Annotated in this window: 10 protein-coding genes; 9 read left to right on the forward strand and 1 reads right to left on the reverse strand. The window is 39.9% G+C overall.

Going from position 1 to position 17,392, the window contains the following annotated elements:
* Positions 1–419: 419 nt before the first annotated feature.
* Entirely contained in the window at positions 420–1,322 is a 903-nt protein-coding gene (locus AC1D0K_RS13460; RefSeq protein WP_477398631.1) for an AraC family transcriptional regulator, read from the reverse strand.
* 362 nt (positions 1,323–1,684) lie between these two features.
* Between AC1D0K_RS13460 and AC1D0K_RS13465 the strand changes: the two genes are divergently transcribed.
* The 9 genes from AC1D0K_RS13465 to AC1D0K_RS13505 all read left to right on the forward strand — a co-directional run bounded on the left by AC1D0K_RS13465 (position 1,685) and on the right by AC1D0K_RS13505 (position 17,317).
* Entirely contained in the window at positions 1,685–2,497 is an 813-nt protein-coding gene (locus AC1D0K_RS13465) for an SDR family NAD(P)-dependent oxidoreductase (RefSeq protein ID WP_477398633.1), read from the forward strand.
* Position 2,498: 1 nt separating this feature from the next.
* On the forward strand, positions 2,499–3,728 hold the full coding sequence (locus AC1D0K_RS13470; RefSeq protein ID WP_477398635.1) for an enolase C-terminal domain-like protein: 1,230 nt from the start codon (positions 2,499–2,501) through the stop codon (positions 3,726–3,728).
* A gap of 417 nt (positions 3,729–4,145) precedes the next feature.
* Positions 4,146–5,801, forward strand: coding sequence for a sodium:solute symporter (locus AC1D0K_RS13475; protein ID WP_477443650.1), 1,656 nt, complete (start codon positions 4,146–4,148; stop codon positions 5,799–5,801).
* An 11-nt stretch (positions 5,802–5,812) separates the two neighbouring features.
* Positions 5,813–6,280, forward strand: a complete 468-nt coding sequence (locus AC1D0K_RS13480; protein WP_477398639.1) for an L-rhamnose mutarotase — start codon at positions 5,813–5,815, stop codon at positions 6,278–6,280.
* A gap of 716 nt (positions 6,281–6,996) precedes the next feature.
* Entirely contained in the window at positions 6,997–10,296 is a 3,300-nt protein-coding gene (locus AC1D0K_RS13485) for a SusC/RagA family TonB-linked outer membrane protein (RefSeq protein WP_477443236.1), read from the forward strand.
* A 51-nt stretch (positions 10,297–10,347) separates the two neighbouring features.
* Positions 10,348–12,231 carry a RagB/SusD family nutrient uptake outer membrane protein gene (locus tag AC1D0K_RS13490; protein WP_477443238.1) on the forward strand — a complete coding sequence of 628 codons (1,884 nt, stop codon included), beginning with the start codon at positions 10,348–10,350 and terminating at the stop codon, positions 12,229–12,231.
* 31 nt (positions 12,232–12,262) lie between these two features.
* Positions 12,263–13,504, forward strand: coding sequence for a DUF5000 domain-containing lipoprotein (locus tag AC1D0K_RS13495; RefSeq protein ID WP_477399272.1), 1,242 nt, complete (start codon positions 12,263–12,265; stop codon positions 13,502–13,504).
* Positions 13,505–13,531: 27 nt separating this feature from the next.
* Positions 13,532–14,743: a DUF4998 domain-containing protein gene (locus AC1D0K_RS13500; RefSeq protein ID WP_477399270.1), complete on the forward strand. Its 1,212-nt coding sequence runs from the start codon at positions 13,532–13,534 to the stop codon at positions 14,741–14,743.
* A gap of 288 nt (positions 14,744–15,031) precedes the next feature.
* A complete protein-coding gene (locus AC1D0K_RS13505) occupies positions 15,032–17,317 on the forward strand; it encodes a glycoside hydrolase family 95 protein (protein ID WP_477399268.1) in 2,286 nt (761 codons plus the stop codon).
* Positions 17,318–17,392: the final 75 nt, after the last annotated feature.

The raw sequence follows: 17,392 nt of genomic DNA on the forward strand, positions 1-17,392 counted from the left end.
ATGATTTATACGATCTGGACAACAGAAAAGAAATATGATAAAGCATACTTACAAAAAACAAATGCAGCAGCAGTATAAAAAGAGTTAGGGCGAATAAAACACGAAGTTATACCGCCCTAAACAGGCTGACATAAAGCCGCCTTAAGTAAACAAAATTAAAAATTATTTGATAATTAACACAGAATCTCTCTTCGGCTTCGCCGGAAAGAGGGTCAAAAAAGTTAATTCTAAGTTTCAACTCCCTCTTTCCAACGAAGTTGAAGAGAGGGGTGTCGGGCGTAGCCTCGACGGGGTGAGTCTTAACCTTGGTTAGTTTCCGTCATTTCACCTTCAGAGTTTCGCGAAATTTTATCACTCAGCATGACATCGTGTTTTTTAAAGCGATTTTTCTGCCAATTGTACCATGGATAAAATTACCATCAACCTGTATTTTTTGCCGTGATGCGGTATTGCTCTGGCGAGGAGCCAATGTATTTTTTAAATATGCGCGAGAAATAGTAGGGGTCTTCATAACCAAGATCGGCAGCCACGGCCTTTATTTTATCACCGTTGGCGTATAGCAGCTGGCAGGCCTTTTGCATTTTAAGATGGATAAAATAATCAATAGGCGGCATGCCGGTAGCTTTACGGAAAAGATTTGAGAAGTGCGATACTGATAAATTATGTTTGCAAGCCATATCTTCAACGCTCAGTTTTTTACTGAGGTTGTTGCGCATGTTATGGATGGTTTTGGTGATGATATCGCCCTCGTCGTCCTTATCATTTTGAATATGGCGCTCTGGCATCAAAAAGGTAGCTATAATATGGTACAGGCAAAAGCACGCGCTGTTAATGTTTTCCAGGCTGTAACCCATCTCCAGTGTTTGGTAAATGTTGTGCCACATGGATATGGCATTTTCATTAAAGGGGATATGTACCGGTCCCCGGCTTATACTTAAATTAAGCGATTTGTTAAACGCATCTATTTTATCGCCGGTAAAGTGTACCCAGTAAATTGTCCAGGGATCTTCATTATCAGCCCAGTAGCGCATATATTTATCTGTAGCCGGGATCAGGATAAATTGATTGCTTTTTACTTCATAGCGCTTGTTATCAACAATATAATGGCCCTTTCCCTGCAGGCAGTAAATCAATATATTGTCTTCGCAGCCCTTACGCCGTTCGCGGTAATGAAAAGAGGCCTTGGGGAAATAGCCTATATGTGTTATATAGATATGGAAAAGTTGGGGATCGCGCTCTTTGGCGTCGCGCAACACTTTCTGAGGAATGCTAATAAATTTTTCACCATCAAAACCCTGCCGTCTTTTAAAGCTGTTACTCATCTAAATTAATATTAGGCCAAATTGGTATTATAGTGGGATACTACATTATCGCTAATATAACATTCCATTTTTAGAACGCTATATTAGATAAAACAATTTGCAAATACAATCATTTAAACCCAATTGCAAACGCCGCACAGTATTATGCCAATAAAACCTATTTTAGGTTGGGTTTTAATGGAATAATCCATTAAAAAAAATGTTTTAACTATTATAATCTCCAAAACATGCTACTACTTTTGGCTATTCAGTAATAACCAATATAACCGTAGCTTTTGATTTTTCATTAATTGAAATCCTGTGGTTTAAACACTAAAGTTTAGGCGCATATTTTTTTATGCCCTAAATAACTATAACATTATATGCTACTAAAGAATAAAGTGATTTTTTTAACCGGCGGTACCGAAGGTATTGGCTTTGAGTGCGCCAAAATATACCATGCAGCCGGGGCTAAGCTCAGTATTATATCAAATACACAAGCAAGCATTGATGAGGCCCGCTTAAAACTGCTGAATGATGATATACTATATATAAAGGCCGATGTTGCAGTAGCCGCAGATATACAGCAGGCTATTATTGAAACTGTTGGCTATTTTGGCAAAATTGATGTTATTCATAACAATGCCGGTATATCAAACCCATCAAAAGCGGTGCACGAAACTACGGAACAGGAATGGAATACTTTGTTTGATGTGAATGTAAAAGGTGTTTTTAATACTACCCGTTTTGGTATTGATGAATTAAAAAAAACAAGAGGAAATATCCTGAACACAGGCAGCCTGGTGGGCGAAATTGGGCAGGAGATTCACGCGGCATATAGTGCTACAAAAGGCGCTATAAGTGCTTTAACCAAATCGATGGCACTTGATTATGCACCCTATGGCATTCGTGTTAACGCGGTGGCACCGGCTGGGGTATGGACACCTATGTTGAGGGTTTGGAGCCAGCAGCAACCCGATGCTAATTCTATTGAAAATTACCTGGATGATATACACGCCCTGGGCTATTGCCCCGAAGGTGACGTGGTAGCCGATGCCTGCTTATTCCTGGTATCAGACCAGGCGCGTTTTGTAACCGGCTGTATTTTGCCGGTAAGCGGCGGGGCCGAGCTGGGCTATCGCAGGGTGATCCATCAAACTGTTCAATCTATCCAGGAAAAAAAAGATCTTATATAATATGATTAAGAATATAAAAGTTGATGACGTCAGGTACAAGCTTGATGGCAGCGCCGGCAGCGATGCCATACATACCGATCCGATATACTCCTACGCCGTAACCCGTTTATTTGATGACAGCGGCTACACAGGCGTTGGCTTTGCATTTACTTTGGGCGAGGGGAACGACCTGGTTTGTAAAGCCGCCCAGTATTACGCCGATAAGATAAAAGGCAGGGATATTGAAGATACGATGGCCAATTTTGGCGAGCTGTTTAAAAACCTATCGAACGATCAGCAATTTAGATGGCTGGGGCCACATAAGGGGGTTGTACATTTAGCCCTTGCCTCGGTTACCAATGCCTGCTATGATCTGTGGGCAAAAAAGAGAGGCTTGCCATTATGGAAACTGCTTACCGACCTGTCGCCAGAGCAACTTGTGGCAACGCTCGACTTATCATACCTCGAGGATGAACTAACTCATGAGCAGGCGCTGCAAATGCTGCGTTCGCAGCAAGATAGCCGTGTTAACCGCGAAGGTATATTGCAGCAAGGTTATCCGGGTTACGATACATCTATTGGCTGGTTCAATTATTCGGACGAGAAGGTGCGCGAAAATTGCAAAAAAGCATTGGCCGAAGGTTTTACAGCGATGAAGCTGAAAGTAGGCTCGGCAGATCCTGAAAGAGATATCCGCCGTGCGCATATTGTAAGGGAAGTAGCGGGCGATAACGTAAAAGTTATGCTTGATGCCAACCAGCAATGGAATTTGCCACAGGCAATATCTATCTGCAATAAGTTAAAGAGCATGAACCCTTACTGGATTGAGGAGCCAACGCATCCGGATGATGTACTGGCGCATAAAACTTTAGCCGATGCCGTATCGCCATTGAAACTGGCCCTGGGCGAGCATGTTCCCAATAAGATCATTTTTAAAAATTACCTGCAAACTCGCTCCGCATCATTTATCCAGGTTGATGCCGTAAGGGTTGGTGGGGTAAGCGAGTTTATTACCGTGAGTTTATTGTGTAAAAAGTATGGCGTGCCGGTTGTTCCCCATGTAGGCGATATGGGGCAATTACACCAGCATTTGGTATTATTTAATCATATTACTGTAGGGCACGAGGCCTTATTTTTAGAACATATTCCGCACCTGCAACAGCATTTTGTTAACCCTGTGCAAATAAGTAACGGTGTTTACCAAACACCGCAAGTACCGGGCAGCAGCTGCGATTTGAAAATATTAGTTTGAGAGTCAGGAATCAAGAGTCAGGACTAAAAAAAACGTTTGTCATCCTGAACGAAGTGAAGGATCTAATCGCAGATTTTACAGGGCGAAGAAGCAAGGCGGATAATAGATCCTTCACTTCGTTCAGGATGACAAAAAAGGTTTTTGCAAAAACGTTGAATTAAAAATCAAAACCAAAACATCACGCGTCATTGCGAGGAACGAAGCAATCTCCAAACTGTACAGAGCAGATTTGCCTGTTCGATATGCTTGTGTAGAGATTGCTTCGTTCCTCGCAATGACGTTAAATGAAGAATTAAGAGATAAAAATTAAAACCAAAACATCACGCGTCATTGCGAGTTACGAAGCAATCTCCAAACTGTATAGAGAAACCATACGAGTTCGCTCTGGCTTTTAAAGGTTATTTTTAAAATGAAAATATGATACATACACCCGATTTAGTCATTAGTGCTTTATACATTATTGTGATTTTTGTTATTGGCTTATGGTCGGGAATCCGTCATCAGCGCAAAACAAAAAATAACAACAACGAGGCCGGTGAGTACTTTTTGGCCGGAAAAAAACTACGCTGGCCAATGATAGGGCTGGCTTTGTTTGCTACCAACATTTCCTGCGTGCATTTGGTAAGTCTTGCCCAAAGCGGATTTGATACCGGCCTGCTCAATGGCGATTTTGAATGGATGGCCGCGTTTACGCTGATATTGCTGGCGCTTTTCTTCGCGCCATTTTATATCAAATCTGGCGTTTCAACCCTGCCCGATTTTCTTGAAAAGCGATATGATCGTGCAAGTCGCGATTGGCTGGCCATTATATCCGTTGTATCCGCGGTGTTGATCCATATCGCATTCTCCTTATTAGCCGGTGGTATTGTTTTACATACCTTGTTTGGTGTTGATATGTATACCAGCGTAATCGTGATCTCTATTATTACTACTATATATACAGTAGTTGGTGGTTTAACCGCCGTTGTAGTAACGGAATCGATACAAACCGTTGTGCTTTTGGGAGGGGCCATTATTATGAGTATTGCCGCTTATACTAAAATGGGCGGCTGGGAACCGATGGTTGATGTTTTGAAACATACAGATCAGCTTAGTAAACTATCCATGCTGCGCCCGCATGGTGATGCAAGTGGTATGCCCTGGTATGCGGTATTTTTAGGCTACCCGGTGCTGGGCATATGGTACTGGTGTGCCGATCAAACCATAGTTCAAAGGGTTTTGGGTGCAAAGGACGAAAATCATGCAAGGGTTGGTCCGCTGTTTTGTGGGTTTATAAAAATACTACCTGTTTTTATTTTTGTGATGCCCGGTTTATTTGCCTATACGCTGGCACAAAGCGGCCATTTAGATATCTCGGCATTAAAAAGTATGGTGAACGGCAAAGAGGTGGTAAACAGTAAGGGTATTTATACACTGATGATCACCCAGCTTATCCCGCCGGGATTGATAGGCGTACTGGTTGCCGCGTTGTTATCAGGTTTGATGAGCCAGATTTCGGGCGCTTTAAATTCCATATCAACCATAGTAAGCTATGATATTTATAAAAGGTATAAACCCGATGCTACTGATAAGAAGCTTGTGAACGTGGGCAAAATAGCCGCGGGTGTATCGCTGGTTGTATCGTTGCTGATGCTGCCTCTGCTCAATAATTACGAAAGTATTTTTAATGGACTAAACGACATTATTGCCCACATAGCACCGCCAATAACCTGTGTGTTCTTATTAGGTGTATTCTGGGAAAAAGCTTCGGCTATATCTGCAAAATATACTTTATGGGTAGGATCGGCAGTGGGGGTATTGGTATTTGTAATTGGCAAATTGTATCCTTTAAGTGCCATTGGGCAAATACCGTTTATGATGATGGCCTTTTATCTTTTCCTTACCTGTTTATTGATGCAGATAACGCTATCTTTTATATATCCGGTTCAGCATACTAAAGAAAGTGCTACGCTATACTGGAAATCGCCATGGGAACCATTAAGAGGAGCTGCCTGGAGTGGTTTGGGCAATTATAAAGTGCTTTCGGCTTTGTTGATATGTATAATGGCAGTGCTTTTTTACCTTTTTAGATAAAATATAGTGATATGAGCTCACCCAAAGCACCCCTTCTCATTTTAATAGTAACAAGCTGGATTGGCTTCGGGATATATATGAAGAGTCAGCAAAATAAGCATAAACATCCCGGCGATACACCAAAGGCGGCTAACGTGAAAGTGCAGCGTTTTGGTATGATAACCGGTTTAAAACCCGAAAAGCTGGCCTATTACAAGAAGCTGCATGCTCATGCCTGGTCAGGAGTATTAAAAAAGATTGCGGCCTGTAACATTCATAATTATTCCATCTACATTCAAAAAATTGAGGATAAATATTTTTTGTTTAGCTATTTTGAATATACCGGCACCAATTTAAAGGACGACATGGCTAAAATGGCTGCTGATACCACTACACAGCGATGGTGGAAAGAAACGGATCCAACACAAATTCCGCTTCCCGAAGCTGCTGCACAAAAAAAACAGTGGCAAAATATGGAAGAAGTGTTCCACACCAATTAAGTGTGCTGATTTGGGTTTGGGCACTCTTCCAAATTCAACTCCCCGTTTTGTTTATATCCTAACGGATTTGCATTAATGCTGTCATGTTTATAAATGTTTAATATATAATTTGTGTTAAATGCAATATTTAAGATTTCACATCATTGAATTACACATTAGTGCTATTATAATCCATCAAGTACAAATCATTTTTAAAAATATAAAACACTCCTATATAGCGCTTGTGTGTGATTTGTACAGTTATTTTTTGTGTGAAAAAAAATGAAAAAGGATAGTATAATCCATCTAATTTCAAGATTTATCCATTTCAAATAGTGTTAAGGTAAATTAGTTTTACTAAACCAATTTAACCAAATAATAAACTTAGACGTATGCAAGAAAATTACTTTCAATTAAAACCCATCTGAATCATGTTATTAATTACCAAAAGCCACATTGGGTAATTAATTTTTCATACCTGTTTAGTTGCATTACTAAATAAACGCTAAAAAGGTAAGGTGTTATCCCATAAGGCTTTAAGTTTCTACAGTGAATAAAACTGCGTCTTTACATGCACGGGCATCGCTTTGCCTTTTTTACTGGGAAAAAAATAAACTGTAAAATATACATTAAATAAGAATACAGCTAAAGCGCGGGGCCGATACCCCATTAAATTATGAAAAAGTATTACACCAATTTTTCCTTAATCAATTTGCAAACCAATAATTAACCAATTTATGAGAAAATTTTACGATGTATTAAGACGCCTTTGGGTGTTGAAAATTCCTTATAACTCACTAACAGCCCTACTTGTGCTTGTTTTTGTATTTATGGGTTTTGGCTCCGTTAACCGTGCAGCCGCACAAACCAAGGTTACTGTTATAGGTACCGTTACAGATACACTTGGCGCGCCAATTATTGGTGCCAATATTGCGCCTTTAAATAAAAAGGGCAATAGCACAGCAACCGATGGTAATGGTAAATTCCTATTGGATGTTGAAGTTGGAGCGGTTTTAAGAATAAGCTATGTAGGGTACATAGCAAAACAAATAACTATATCGTCCAGCCAAAAGGTATTGAAAATTACCATGGTGGAAACTAAAAGCCAGTTTGATGATGTAGTTGTAACGGCCTATAACCGAAAGCAAACACGTGAGGCTGTAGTGGGTTCAGTTACCACTGTAAAACCAGGCAATTTAAAAATACCGGCAAGTAATCTTACCAATGCTTTGGCAGGACAAGTAGCCGGGATTATAGCCTATACGCCAAGCGGACAGCCTGGTCAGGATAATTCCAAGTTTTTTATAAGAGGGGTAACCACATTTGGTTACAAACAGGACCCGCTAATTTTGATTGATAACGTTGAGCTAACATCCAGTGACCTTGCAAGGCTAAATGTGGATGATATTGAAAGCTTCTCGGTATTAAAAGACGCGAGTGCTACTGCCTTATATGGTGCACGGGGTGGCAACGGCGTAATTTTAGTAAAAACCAAGGAAGGCAAGGCAGGTAAAGCCCAGATCAATTTCAGGCTTGAAAACTCTTCATCTCAATCTGTAAAAACACTGGAATTAGCAGATCCTATTACCTATATGAGACTTTTTGATGAGGCCACTCAAACGCGCTATCCTTTAAATCCATTGCCGTACAGTCAAAATAAAATTATCAATACACTAAACACAATAAACAACGCGCCAGGCAGTAATCAGTATGTTTATCCCGCTGTTGATTGGGTTAATTTATTATTTAAGAAGCGTACCAATAATCAGCGTGGCAATTTAAGTATACAAGGTGGTGGCGGTGTCGCACGTTATTATGTAGCCGGTTCATTTAGTAATGATAATGGTATTTTAAGAACCGATATCAGGAATAACAATAATAACAACGTTAATTATAAGAACTATCAGTTACGCTCAAACGTAAATATTAATATCACTGATAAAACTGAGCTGATAGTTCGCTTATCAGGTACTTTTAATGAATATAATGGACCGCGGTCAACCAATGGAGGCCTCGCAACAGATTTGTATAACCTTGCGGTGCATACAAGCCCAGTTGATTTTCCGGCCTATTATCCTGCCGATTCTGCAAACCTTAAAACCAAGCATATTTTGTTTGGTAATGTACCTGCAGCAAGTGGCGGAGTAGGTTCTTCTAAGTACATTAATCCGTATGCTTCATTACTTTCGGGGCATCAGAATTTCTCAGAGTCGAGAATGCTGGCTCAGCTTGAGTTAAATCAAAATCTGTCATTTGTAACTAACGGGTTAAATTTTCATGCTATTTTTAGTACCAATCGCTATGCGTACTTTCAATCGCAGATGTACTATAATCCGTTTTATTACACCGCATCTGATTACAATAAAACAACTAATCAATACACCTTACAATGGATAAACTCGCAACCAGGTCAGGCTACTGAGTATTTATCTTACAATAGAGATATCGGTTCAGATAACCTGCAAACACAGATCTATCTGCAAGGAGTATTGGATTATAATAAAACTTTAGGGAAAGATCATAACATAAGTGCAGCTTTGATTGGTACCCGCCAACAGCAACTATATTCAAATAATAAAGATCCTAATATTGTTAATAATCACCCAGATCAGGACCCGTATACACTGCAATATTCTTTACCATACCGAAATGAGACACTTGCCGGGCGTGCAACTTATTCATACAAAAGCAGGTATTTTCTTGAATTTAACTTTGGGTACAACGGTTCTGAGCGTTTTTCTGCAAATCACAGGTTTGGTTTCTTCCCTACAGCGGGTGCATCATGGATCATATCAGACGAGAAGTTTTGGGGCGATCTTTATAACGTATTTGATCGCTTTAAACTGCGTGCCAGCTATGGTTTAGTGGGTAACGATCAAATTGGGAGCCAACGGTTCTTCTATTTATCAGATGTTAATCTTAACGGCGGTAACCCGGCTTCTTTTGGTACAAATAATGGTTATGGCCGCAATGGGGTAACTATAAATAATTATGAAAATGATGATGTAACCTGGGAAACCTCAAAACAAACCAACTTAGGCGTTGAATTTACCTTACTTAAAAAAATTAATGTTATTGCCGAAGTTTATAAAAACAACAAATACAATATTCTGCAAAACCGTGCTTCTATACCATCAACAATGGGGCTTGAAGCAAATATCGCAGCCAATATAGGTAAAGCCGAGTCGAAAGGTATTGATATCTCTATTGATGGAAAACAAAACATAGGTAAAGATTTTTCCATGGCACTTAGGGGTAACTTTACCTATGCAGAAAATAAATTTACGCAATATGAAGCGCCAGACTATACAGAGAGTTACAGGCACCAGGTTGGGCAACCTATTAACCGCCAATACGGTTACGTAGCCGAAAGATTGTTTGTTGATGATAAAGAGGCTGCAAACTCGCCTACGCAGATTTTTAGCACAGGTGGTTTTGCGCCTAAGGGCGGCGATATTAAATATCGTGATTTAAATGGAGATGGAAAAATTGATGGAGCTGATCAGACATTTATAGGTAATCCAACGTTACCCCAAATAGTATATGGTTTTGGTGTATCTGCCTCCTATAAAAACTTTGACCTATCTGGATTTTTCCAGGGCCAGGCAAAAGTTTCATTCTTCATTGATCCGGCACGTACCTCTCCTTTTATCAAAAGCCCCGATTCTTATTATTCAGGGAATACCCAATTGCTTAAAGCTTTTGCTGATGATCATTGGTCTGAGGATAACCAAAATTTGTATGCGCTGTATCCAAGGCTTGGTCCGGACGGCGCTGTTATAGAAAATAATAGGCAAAACAGCACATGGTGGTTGCGCGATGGTAGCTTCCTGAGGCTTAAATCTATTGAATTTGGCTATACATTACCTCAACGTATTGCAAAAGCTCTATTGGTTAAAAATGCAAGAATCTACTTTAACGGCCTAAACCTGTTAACCTGGAGCCCTTTCAAATTATGGGATCCTGAACTGGGAGGCAACGGTTTTGCATATCCTATACAAAAGGTATTTAACGTAGGTATAAATATCAACTTATAACATTAACCGATTATTACTTTAAATATGAAATCATATTATAAATATCTGTTCATGACAATCTTAGCAATATCTTGCGTGTCATGTAAAAAGTATCTTGATGTTACGCCTGATAACGTAGGTACCATAGATTATGCCTTCAGGAATCGTAACGAAGCAGAAAATTATCTTTTTAGCTGCTATGCTACATTACAACAATTAGTATATCCTCAGAATAATCCTGGTTTTACCACATCATCAGAAATAATATTTCCTAATGATCTTACAGATTTTCAGGGAATTGATCCAACTGGTTTTAACCTGATAAGAGGTAATCAAAGCAGTAATAACCCCGGACTAAACTATTGGGATGGCGCCAATGGCGGGCAGGCAACATTCAGAGCCATCAGAAGGTGTAATACCATGCTGGAGAATATTGATAAGCCAGTTGATTTAAGCGCTGATGAAAAGAAAAGATGGATAGCCGAAGTGAAGTTTTTGAAAGCGTATTATCACTTTATCTTATTTAGATTATATGGTGCTATCCCTATTACCGACAAAAATTTAGCTATCAACAGTTCAACCGAAGAGGTAAAGGTTAAGAGAGACCCTGCCGACTCTGTAGTAAATTATATGGTTAGGTTGCTTGATCAGGCTGCGCCAGACCTCCCGGTTATCATACAAAACCAGGCAAAAGAGTTAGGTCGCATTACTAAGCCTATTGCATTAGCTGTAAAGGCTCAGATACTGGCTACAGCTGCAAGCCCGCTTTTTAATGGTAACCCTGATTATATAGGCATTAAAAATAAAGATGGCAAAGCATTGTTTAGCTCAAGTTATGATCCTGCAAAATGGGATAGGGCAGCTGCCGCTACACTAGATGCTATTACAATTTGCGAGGCAAACGGAAACAGTTTGCATAAATTTATAGCTCCTGCAAATGTTGGTACCCTTTCAGATTCATTAAGAACCGTTCTTGATCTTCAAACGGCTATTACAGAGAAATGGGAGGTCAATACCGAATTAATATGGGCTTTAAACCCCACCTTTCCTGGGCAAACATATTGCGGACCGCGATTAACGTCCAAAGCTGCTGCTAACCCATCATTCCAGGGAACTTTTGCTGTGCCAATTTCTGAGCAGGAATTGTTTTATACCCATAATGGTGTACCAATAAACGAAGATAAAACATGGGATTATGCTAACAGGTACGATAAAAGGACCGGTGATGATGCAAATAGGTTTTACATTGGCAATGGCTACGAAACAGTTAAAGCCCATTTTGATCGTGAGCCAAGATTTTATGCTGATTTAGGTTTTGACGGAGGTATATGGTTTGGTAACGGCCTGGTAAACCAGGAGAGCTTATATTATATTCAGGCAAGGGGTAGTGGTGCCTTTGCAGGACCTACAGATAATATCAGGATCAATATAACAGGTTACTGGCCCAAAAAATTGGTTAACTATCTAACTGTATATGACGATGGATATACCATTGCTGATTTTCGCTTACCAATGATAAGGCTGGCGGGTTTATACCTGCTGTATGCCGAAGCATTAAATGAACAAGGCAAATCATATGCACAGGTTGTTCCATACCTTGATAAAGTAAGGACAAGGGCGGGTTTACCAGGTGTTGTTCAGGCATGGTCAACTTATTCAAAAAATCCATCAAAGTATACCACTAAGGATGGTTTGCGCCAGATAATTCACCAGGAAAGCCGTATTGAACTGGCTTTTGAATGCCAGCCGGGATGGGATTTGCGCAGGTGGAAAGAGTTACAAAGTGTGCTGAGTAAACCGCTACAGGGATGGAATATATTTGAATCTTCCTCAGTAAACTATTATCGTCCGCGAACATTGATAACCCCTGTTTTCAATGTTAGGAATTATTTATGGCCTATAACAGATAATGACCTGATTGTTAATGGCAATCTTGTTCAAAATTTAAATTGGTAGGTAAAAGTTTAACAATCATATAAAAAAAAATATGAAAAATATTAAGATTAGTTCATTGTTGCTTTTTTTAGCCATGATTATTACAAGTGTAATTTCGTGTAAAAAGAGTGATGGAGATAGAGTACCTATCTCTACAGATAAATCAAAACCGGCGGTTATCACCAATGTTAAAGTGGCCAATTATAATGGTGGTGCATATATCACTTATGATTTGCCCAACTCTGATAATATACTATATGTACTGGCTAAGTATCAGATAAGAGATAAAGTATCCAGAGAAACTAAATCATCTTATTACACCGATACTGTTAATGTTGAAGGTTTTGCTAAAGAAGCAGACTATGAAGTTACATTGTATACGGTGAGCCGGGCAAACGTTTCTTCAGATCCTGTTAAAGTAACAGTGCATCCGCTTATCCCGCCTTATTTATCAATAAAAGAAACATCTATTATTGCGGCCGATTTTGGAGGCGTTAATGTAAGAGCATTAAATCCATTGAAAAAGGAAATTGGTGTTATAGTAACTGCTTATGATAAATTAACCAATACTATGGAGATTCAGGATCAGCATTATACAAAATCTGATACTATTGATTATTCGGTACGTGGTTATAACACAGATTCAAGGCAATTTGGTGTTTACATAACAGATAAGTTTGGAAATATTTCTGATACAATTAAACAAAATATTAGCCCGCTGTTTGAGCAGTTGTTAGATAAAGGCAAATTTAGCCCCTATAATCTATCATCTGATACCGAAATAGGATATGGCTGGGTACTTCCAAACTTATGGGATGGCAAAACAGATGGCAGCTCGTCCGGATGGCACACCAATCCGGGACATAACCCTCCTTTTGTTTGTACATTTAATGTTGGTTTAAGTTACAAGTTAAGCAGATTTACATTATGGGAAAGGCCGGACGACGGATCAAACAAATATGCCTTCGGCCACGGTAATCCCAAAGTATTTTCTTTATGGGGATCAAATGTTGCTTCGCCTAAAGATGCACAATTGCCTGTATCAGCTGCAGTAGGTACCGTTGTAGGAGATTGGACTAACCTCGGTAATTTCCGTTATCCTAATCCTCCGTCGGGCTTGCCACCTTTATCTCATAATTCTGCTGATAATGCTTTTGTATTGGCCGGAGTAGATTTTAATGTTTCATTAGCAGCGCCTTCTGTTCATTTTATAAGGCTTGCAGTGGGGCAAACATGGTCTGGCGGTAATTTTGCGCATGCCATGGAAATATCACTTTATGGAAAACCAGAATAAGTTAATTGTTTAACATAACATAAAAACATGAAAAATCTTATATATATACTACTTGGCTGTGTATTGTTAGCCACCTGGTATGGTTGCCAGAAAGATAACCATGCTACAGATTACAAGAATTTTTATAATGGGCATGAAATAATATATACAGGTGCTGTAGCTTCAACTATTATAGAGCCAGGTAATTTGGAGATGGGACTTAAATGGAAAGCAAGTAGCGATCCAAGCATTGTAAAATACGTGGTATTTTATAACAACAAGGCTGATTCTGTAGTTGTAAATGTTGCTGATAAAAAGGATAGTATCAGAACGGTTATCAAAGGTCTGTCTGAATATACTTACTCTTTTACCATATATTCTTATGACGCAAAAGGCAACAAGTCAATCCCTTTTGAGGTAAATAATGCCAAAGTTTACGGCCCTATTTATGCCGCGACCTTATTAAACAGAGCATATGATGCAGCTAACCCTTATGTGCTTAATAATGACGGCTCTGTAAAGTTGAATTTTATAACACCAGATACCATTAACATAAAAACGATAATCAAATATACCAATGCAGCAGGAGTAGCAAGTTCTGCAATACTTTTACCAACAAGTAACTCAATAACGCTACCTAATTTTAAAGCTGGTACTCCTATAACCTATCAATCCTTTTATATACCGGAAAGAACAGCCATTGATACATTTGCTGTAGCAACTTATGATACTTTTCCAAGGATCTACACTTACGTAAAATGTGATAAATCTTTGTTCTCGGAAGTACATCTTCCACAGGACGTATCAACTTATTCGTCCGAAACAAGCATCAGTAAACTTTGGGATAATAGTGATGGCCCGCAAGGATATCCAAATATCTTCCATAGTGACGGTTCTTATATTCCACATGTGCTTACGTTCGATATGGGTAAATCTTATGATAATTTAGGCCAGGCCGAAGAAGTAGGCAGGAATTGCTGTAATAACCCCGATCAGTTTGAAGTATGGGGTATTAACAGCCTAACAGGAGCAACTACCACTTTAAGGGCCGATAACTCTGGCTGGAAAGCTGAAGCAATTGCCAAAGGATGGATACTGCTTAAATCGGTTACCCGGTCTGATGACGGGCAGGCTGCTTTAAAGGTTGATCTGTTAAGTAATCCTCCTCCAATAAGATATATCCGCATCAGGGTATTACATACCGTAACAGGTTCTGGATACAGCAACATGAGCGAAATGACCTTTTGGAATAAACAATAAAATAAGTTAGCGTAATGTGAAAAGAAAAGTTCCCGGGTATCAGTATCCGGGACTTTCTTTTTTTTAGTATCTCCATTGATTTAATAAAGACAAGAAATTCGCCCGTAATTTTTTTGTGATGATGGTGTTATAAATGTTAAAATGACAGGAAAATTTCTTATGATTGGTGATTGAAACCAACAAGCCAATTTTACCGAATTCTGATACTTAATTATTAATAAATATAGCACAGTATTGCAGGTGTTAGGGGTGGATTGAAGCCCGTTAAGCTCATTTGAAAAATTTAAAATGATCAAAAAAGTAATTTGTATAACCATTATTGCCTTTGAGGTAGCATTTAGCGTTACATCAGGTGCACAAACAAGTAAGGCTGCTCAAACGCAGCAAAGTTTAATAATGTGGGATGATAAACCCGCAAAAACATGGATGACTCAAGCTTACCCAATGGGAAACGGCCGTTTTGGCGGGATGGTTTTTGGCGGCCTTTCGCAGGAACATATCCAGTTCAACGAGATCAGCCTATGGACTGGTGATGAATCTGAAACTGGCGCTTACCAGGCCTTTGGCGACTTGTTTATTGATTTTAAAGGTAAAGATACCAGTATGGCTATACCTGCTAATTACCGCAGGCAACTGGATATCAGCAAAGCCATTCAGCAGATAGCTTATGCTGATGGAGGAGTAGCTTACAAACGCGAATACTTTTGCAGCTTTCCGGATAAGGTAATGGTATTGCATTTTACTGCCGATAAAAAGGGAGCTTACTCTGCAATCATCGGCCTTAAAGATGCCCATGGGTCAAAAGTTACTGCCAATGGTACGGCGCTGCAAATAGAAGGTAAACTGGAAAATGGCTTAGCCTATAATGCATCCATTGTTGTGAAAACAGAAGGAGGCACTGCCACTGTTGAAAGTGATGGCAAAGGTGGCACACAGCTTAACATCAACCAAGCTGATGGTTTTACTGTTTTGCTTTCGGCAGCAACAGATTACAGCAACAAACGTGAGCAACATTGGCGGGGTGAAGCGCCGGGTATCAAAGTAAAACAAAACCTTGATGCAGCATCAGCTAAAACATACCTGCAATTATTTAATAACCATTTGCTGGATTATAAAAGTTTGTTTGGCAGGGTAGCTATAAACCTGGGTACAACACCTGCGCCAATAGCGGCCGAACCAACCTATAAACGTGTTATTGATTATAAAAAAGCTGCCGATCCGCAACTGGAAGCGCTGCTTTATCAATATGGCCGTTATTTGCTGATCAGTTCATCAAGGAAAGGCGGGTTGCCTGCCAACCTGCAAGGGCTTTGGAACGAGAGCAATAACCCACCATGGCGCAGCGATTACCACTCCAATATCAACATCCAGATGAACTACTGGCTTGCCGAGCCTACAAACCTTTCTGAATGCCATATTCCTTACCTGGATTATATCAACAGCATGCGCGAGGTTAAAAAGGAAAGTACAAAAAAAGAGTATCCCGGTGTGCGCGGATGGACAGTGAAAACCGAAAATAACATCTTTGGCGGCTCAAGCTTTTTGTGGAACACTCCCGGCAGCGCATGGTACGCCCAGGGCATTTGGGAACATTATGCTTTTACAAGAGATAAACAATATTTGCAAAGCTTTGCTTACCCTGTTCTTAAGGAGATAGTTGAGTTTTGGGATGATCATTTAAAGCGCCGGCCCGATGGTACACTTGTATCGCCTTTGGGTTGGTCGCCAGAACATGGCCCTACAGAAGACGGTGTAACTTATGATCAGGAAATAATTTACGACCTGTTTACCAATTATATTGAAGCAGCGGATGTTTTGGGCGTAGATAAAAGCTATCGCGATCATGTGGCCGATATGAAAGAACATTTACTAAAACCTAAAATTGGTAAATGGGGCCAATTACAGGAATGGGAAACAGATCGTGATGATCCGAAAGATACGCATCGGCACTCATCAAACCTTTTTGGCTTACATCCCGGCAGGCGCATCAGCACCATCAAAACACCTGAGCTTGCGCAAGCAGCTAAAGTGAGTTTATTGGCTCGCGGCGATGTATCAACAGGATGGTCAATGGCCTGGAAAATGAACTTTTGGGCACGACTACAGGATGGTGATCATGCCTATAAAATCCTGAACAACTTTATAACGCTGGCAGGTGGCTCAGGTGTTAATTACAACGAGGGTGGGGGAGTTTACGCTAACCTTTTTTGCGCGCATCCGCCTTTTCAGATAGATGGTAATTTTGGCTATACCGCGGGTATTACAGAAATGCTTGTGCAAAGCCAAACAAACGAAATCCAGCTATTACCTGCCTTACCCAAGGCATGGTGGAGCGGTAATGTACAGGGCTTGCGTGCCCGCGGCGATTTCGAGATCACCAATATGGAATGGAAGAATGGCAAAATTGCGAAGCTTACAATTAAATCATTGGCAGGAGGTGTTTGTAATTTAAGGTCGCCTAATGCTTTAAAAAACAATATTGCAGGCTTAACAGGTAGTCAGGAAAATACCGATTTTAAATATAGTTTTAAAACGCAAGTGGGGCAGTTGTATAGTTTCTCGGCAGTAAATTAAAAGAATCAATTATATAACTTTTGGGGCAGATTGGATTTTTTTAGATCACAAAATTGATACAAAGCTGATTTGCTG

It is taken from the genome of Mucilaginibacter sp. P1_A3 (genome assembly GCF_056406855.1).

Coding starts and splice junctions, on each gene's coding strand:
- AC1D0K_RS13460 (WP_477398631.1), bottom strand. CDS start 1,322: ATGAGTAACAGCTTTAAAAGACGGCAGGGTTTTGATGGTGAAAAATTT.
- AC1D0K_RS13465 (WP_477398633.1), top strand. CDS start 1,685: ATGCTACTAAAGAATAAAGTGATTTTTTTAACCGGCGGTACCGAAGGT.
- AC1D0K_RS13470 (WP_477398635.1), top strand. CDS start 2,499: ATGATTAAGAATATAAAAGTTGATGACGTCAGGTACAAGCTTGATGGC.
- AC1D0K_RS13475 (WP_477443650.1), top strand. CDS start 4,146: ATGATACATACACCCGATTTAGTCATTAGTGCTTTATACATTATTGTG.
- AC1D0K_RS13480 (WP_477398639.1), top strand. CDS start 5,813: ATGAGCTCACCCAAAGCACCCCTTCTCATTTTAATAGTAACAAGCTGG.
- AC1D0K_RS13485 (WP_477443236.1), top strand. CDS start 6,997: ATGAGAAAATTTTACGATGTATTAAGACGCCTTTGGGTGTTGAAAATT.
- AC1D0K_RS13490 (WP_477443238.1), top strand. CDS start 10,348: ATGACAATCTTAGCAATATCTTGCGTGTCATGTAAAAAGTATCTTGAT.
- AC1D0K_RS13495 (WP_477399272.1), top strand. CDS start 12,263: ATGAAAAATATTAAGATTAGTTCATTGTTGCTTTTTTTAGCCATGATT.
- AC1D0K_RS13500 (WP_477399270.1), top strand. CDS start 13,532: ATGAAAAATCTTATATATATACTACTTGGCTGTGTATTGTTAGCCACC.
- AC1D0K_RS13505 (WP_477399268.1), top strand. CDS start 15,032: ATGATCAAAAAAGTAATTTGTATAACCATTATTGCCTTTGAGGTAGCA.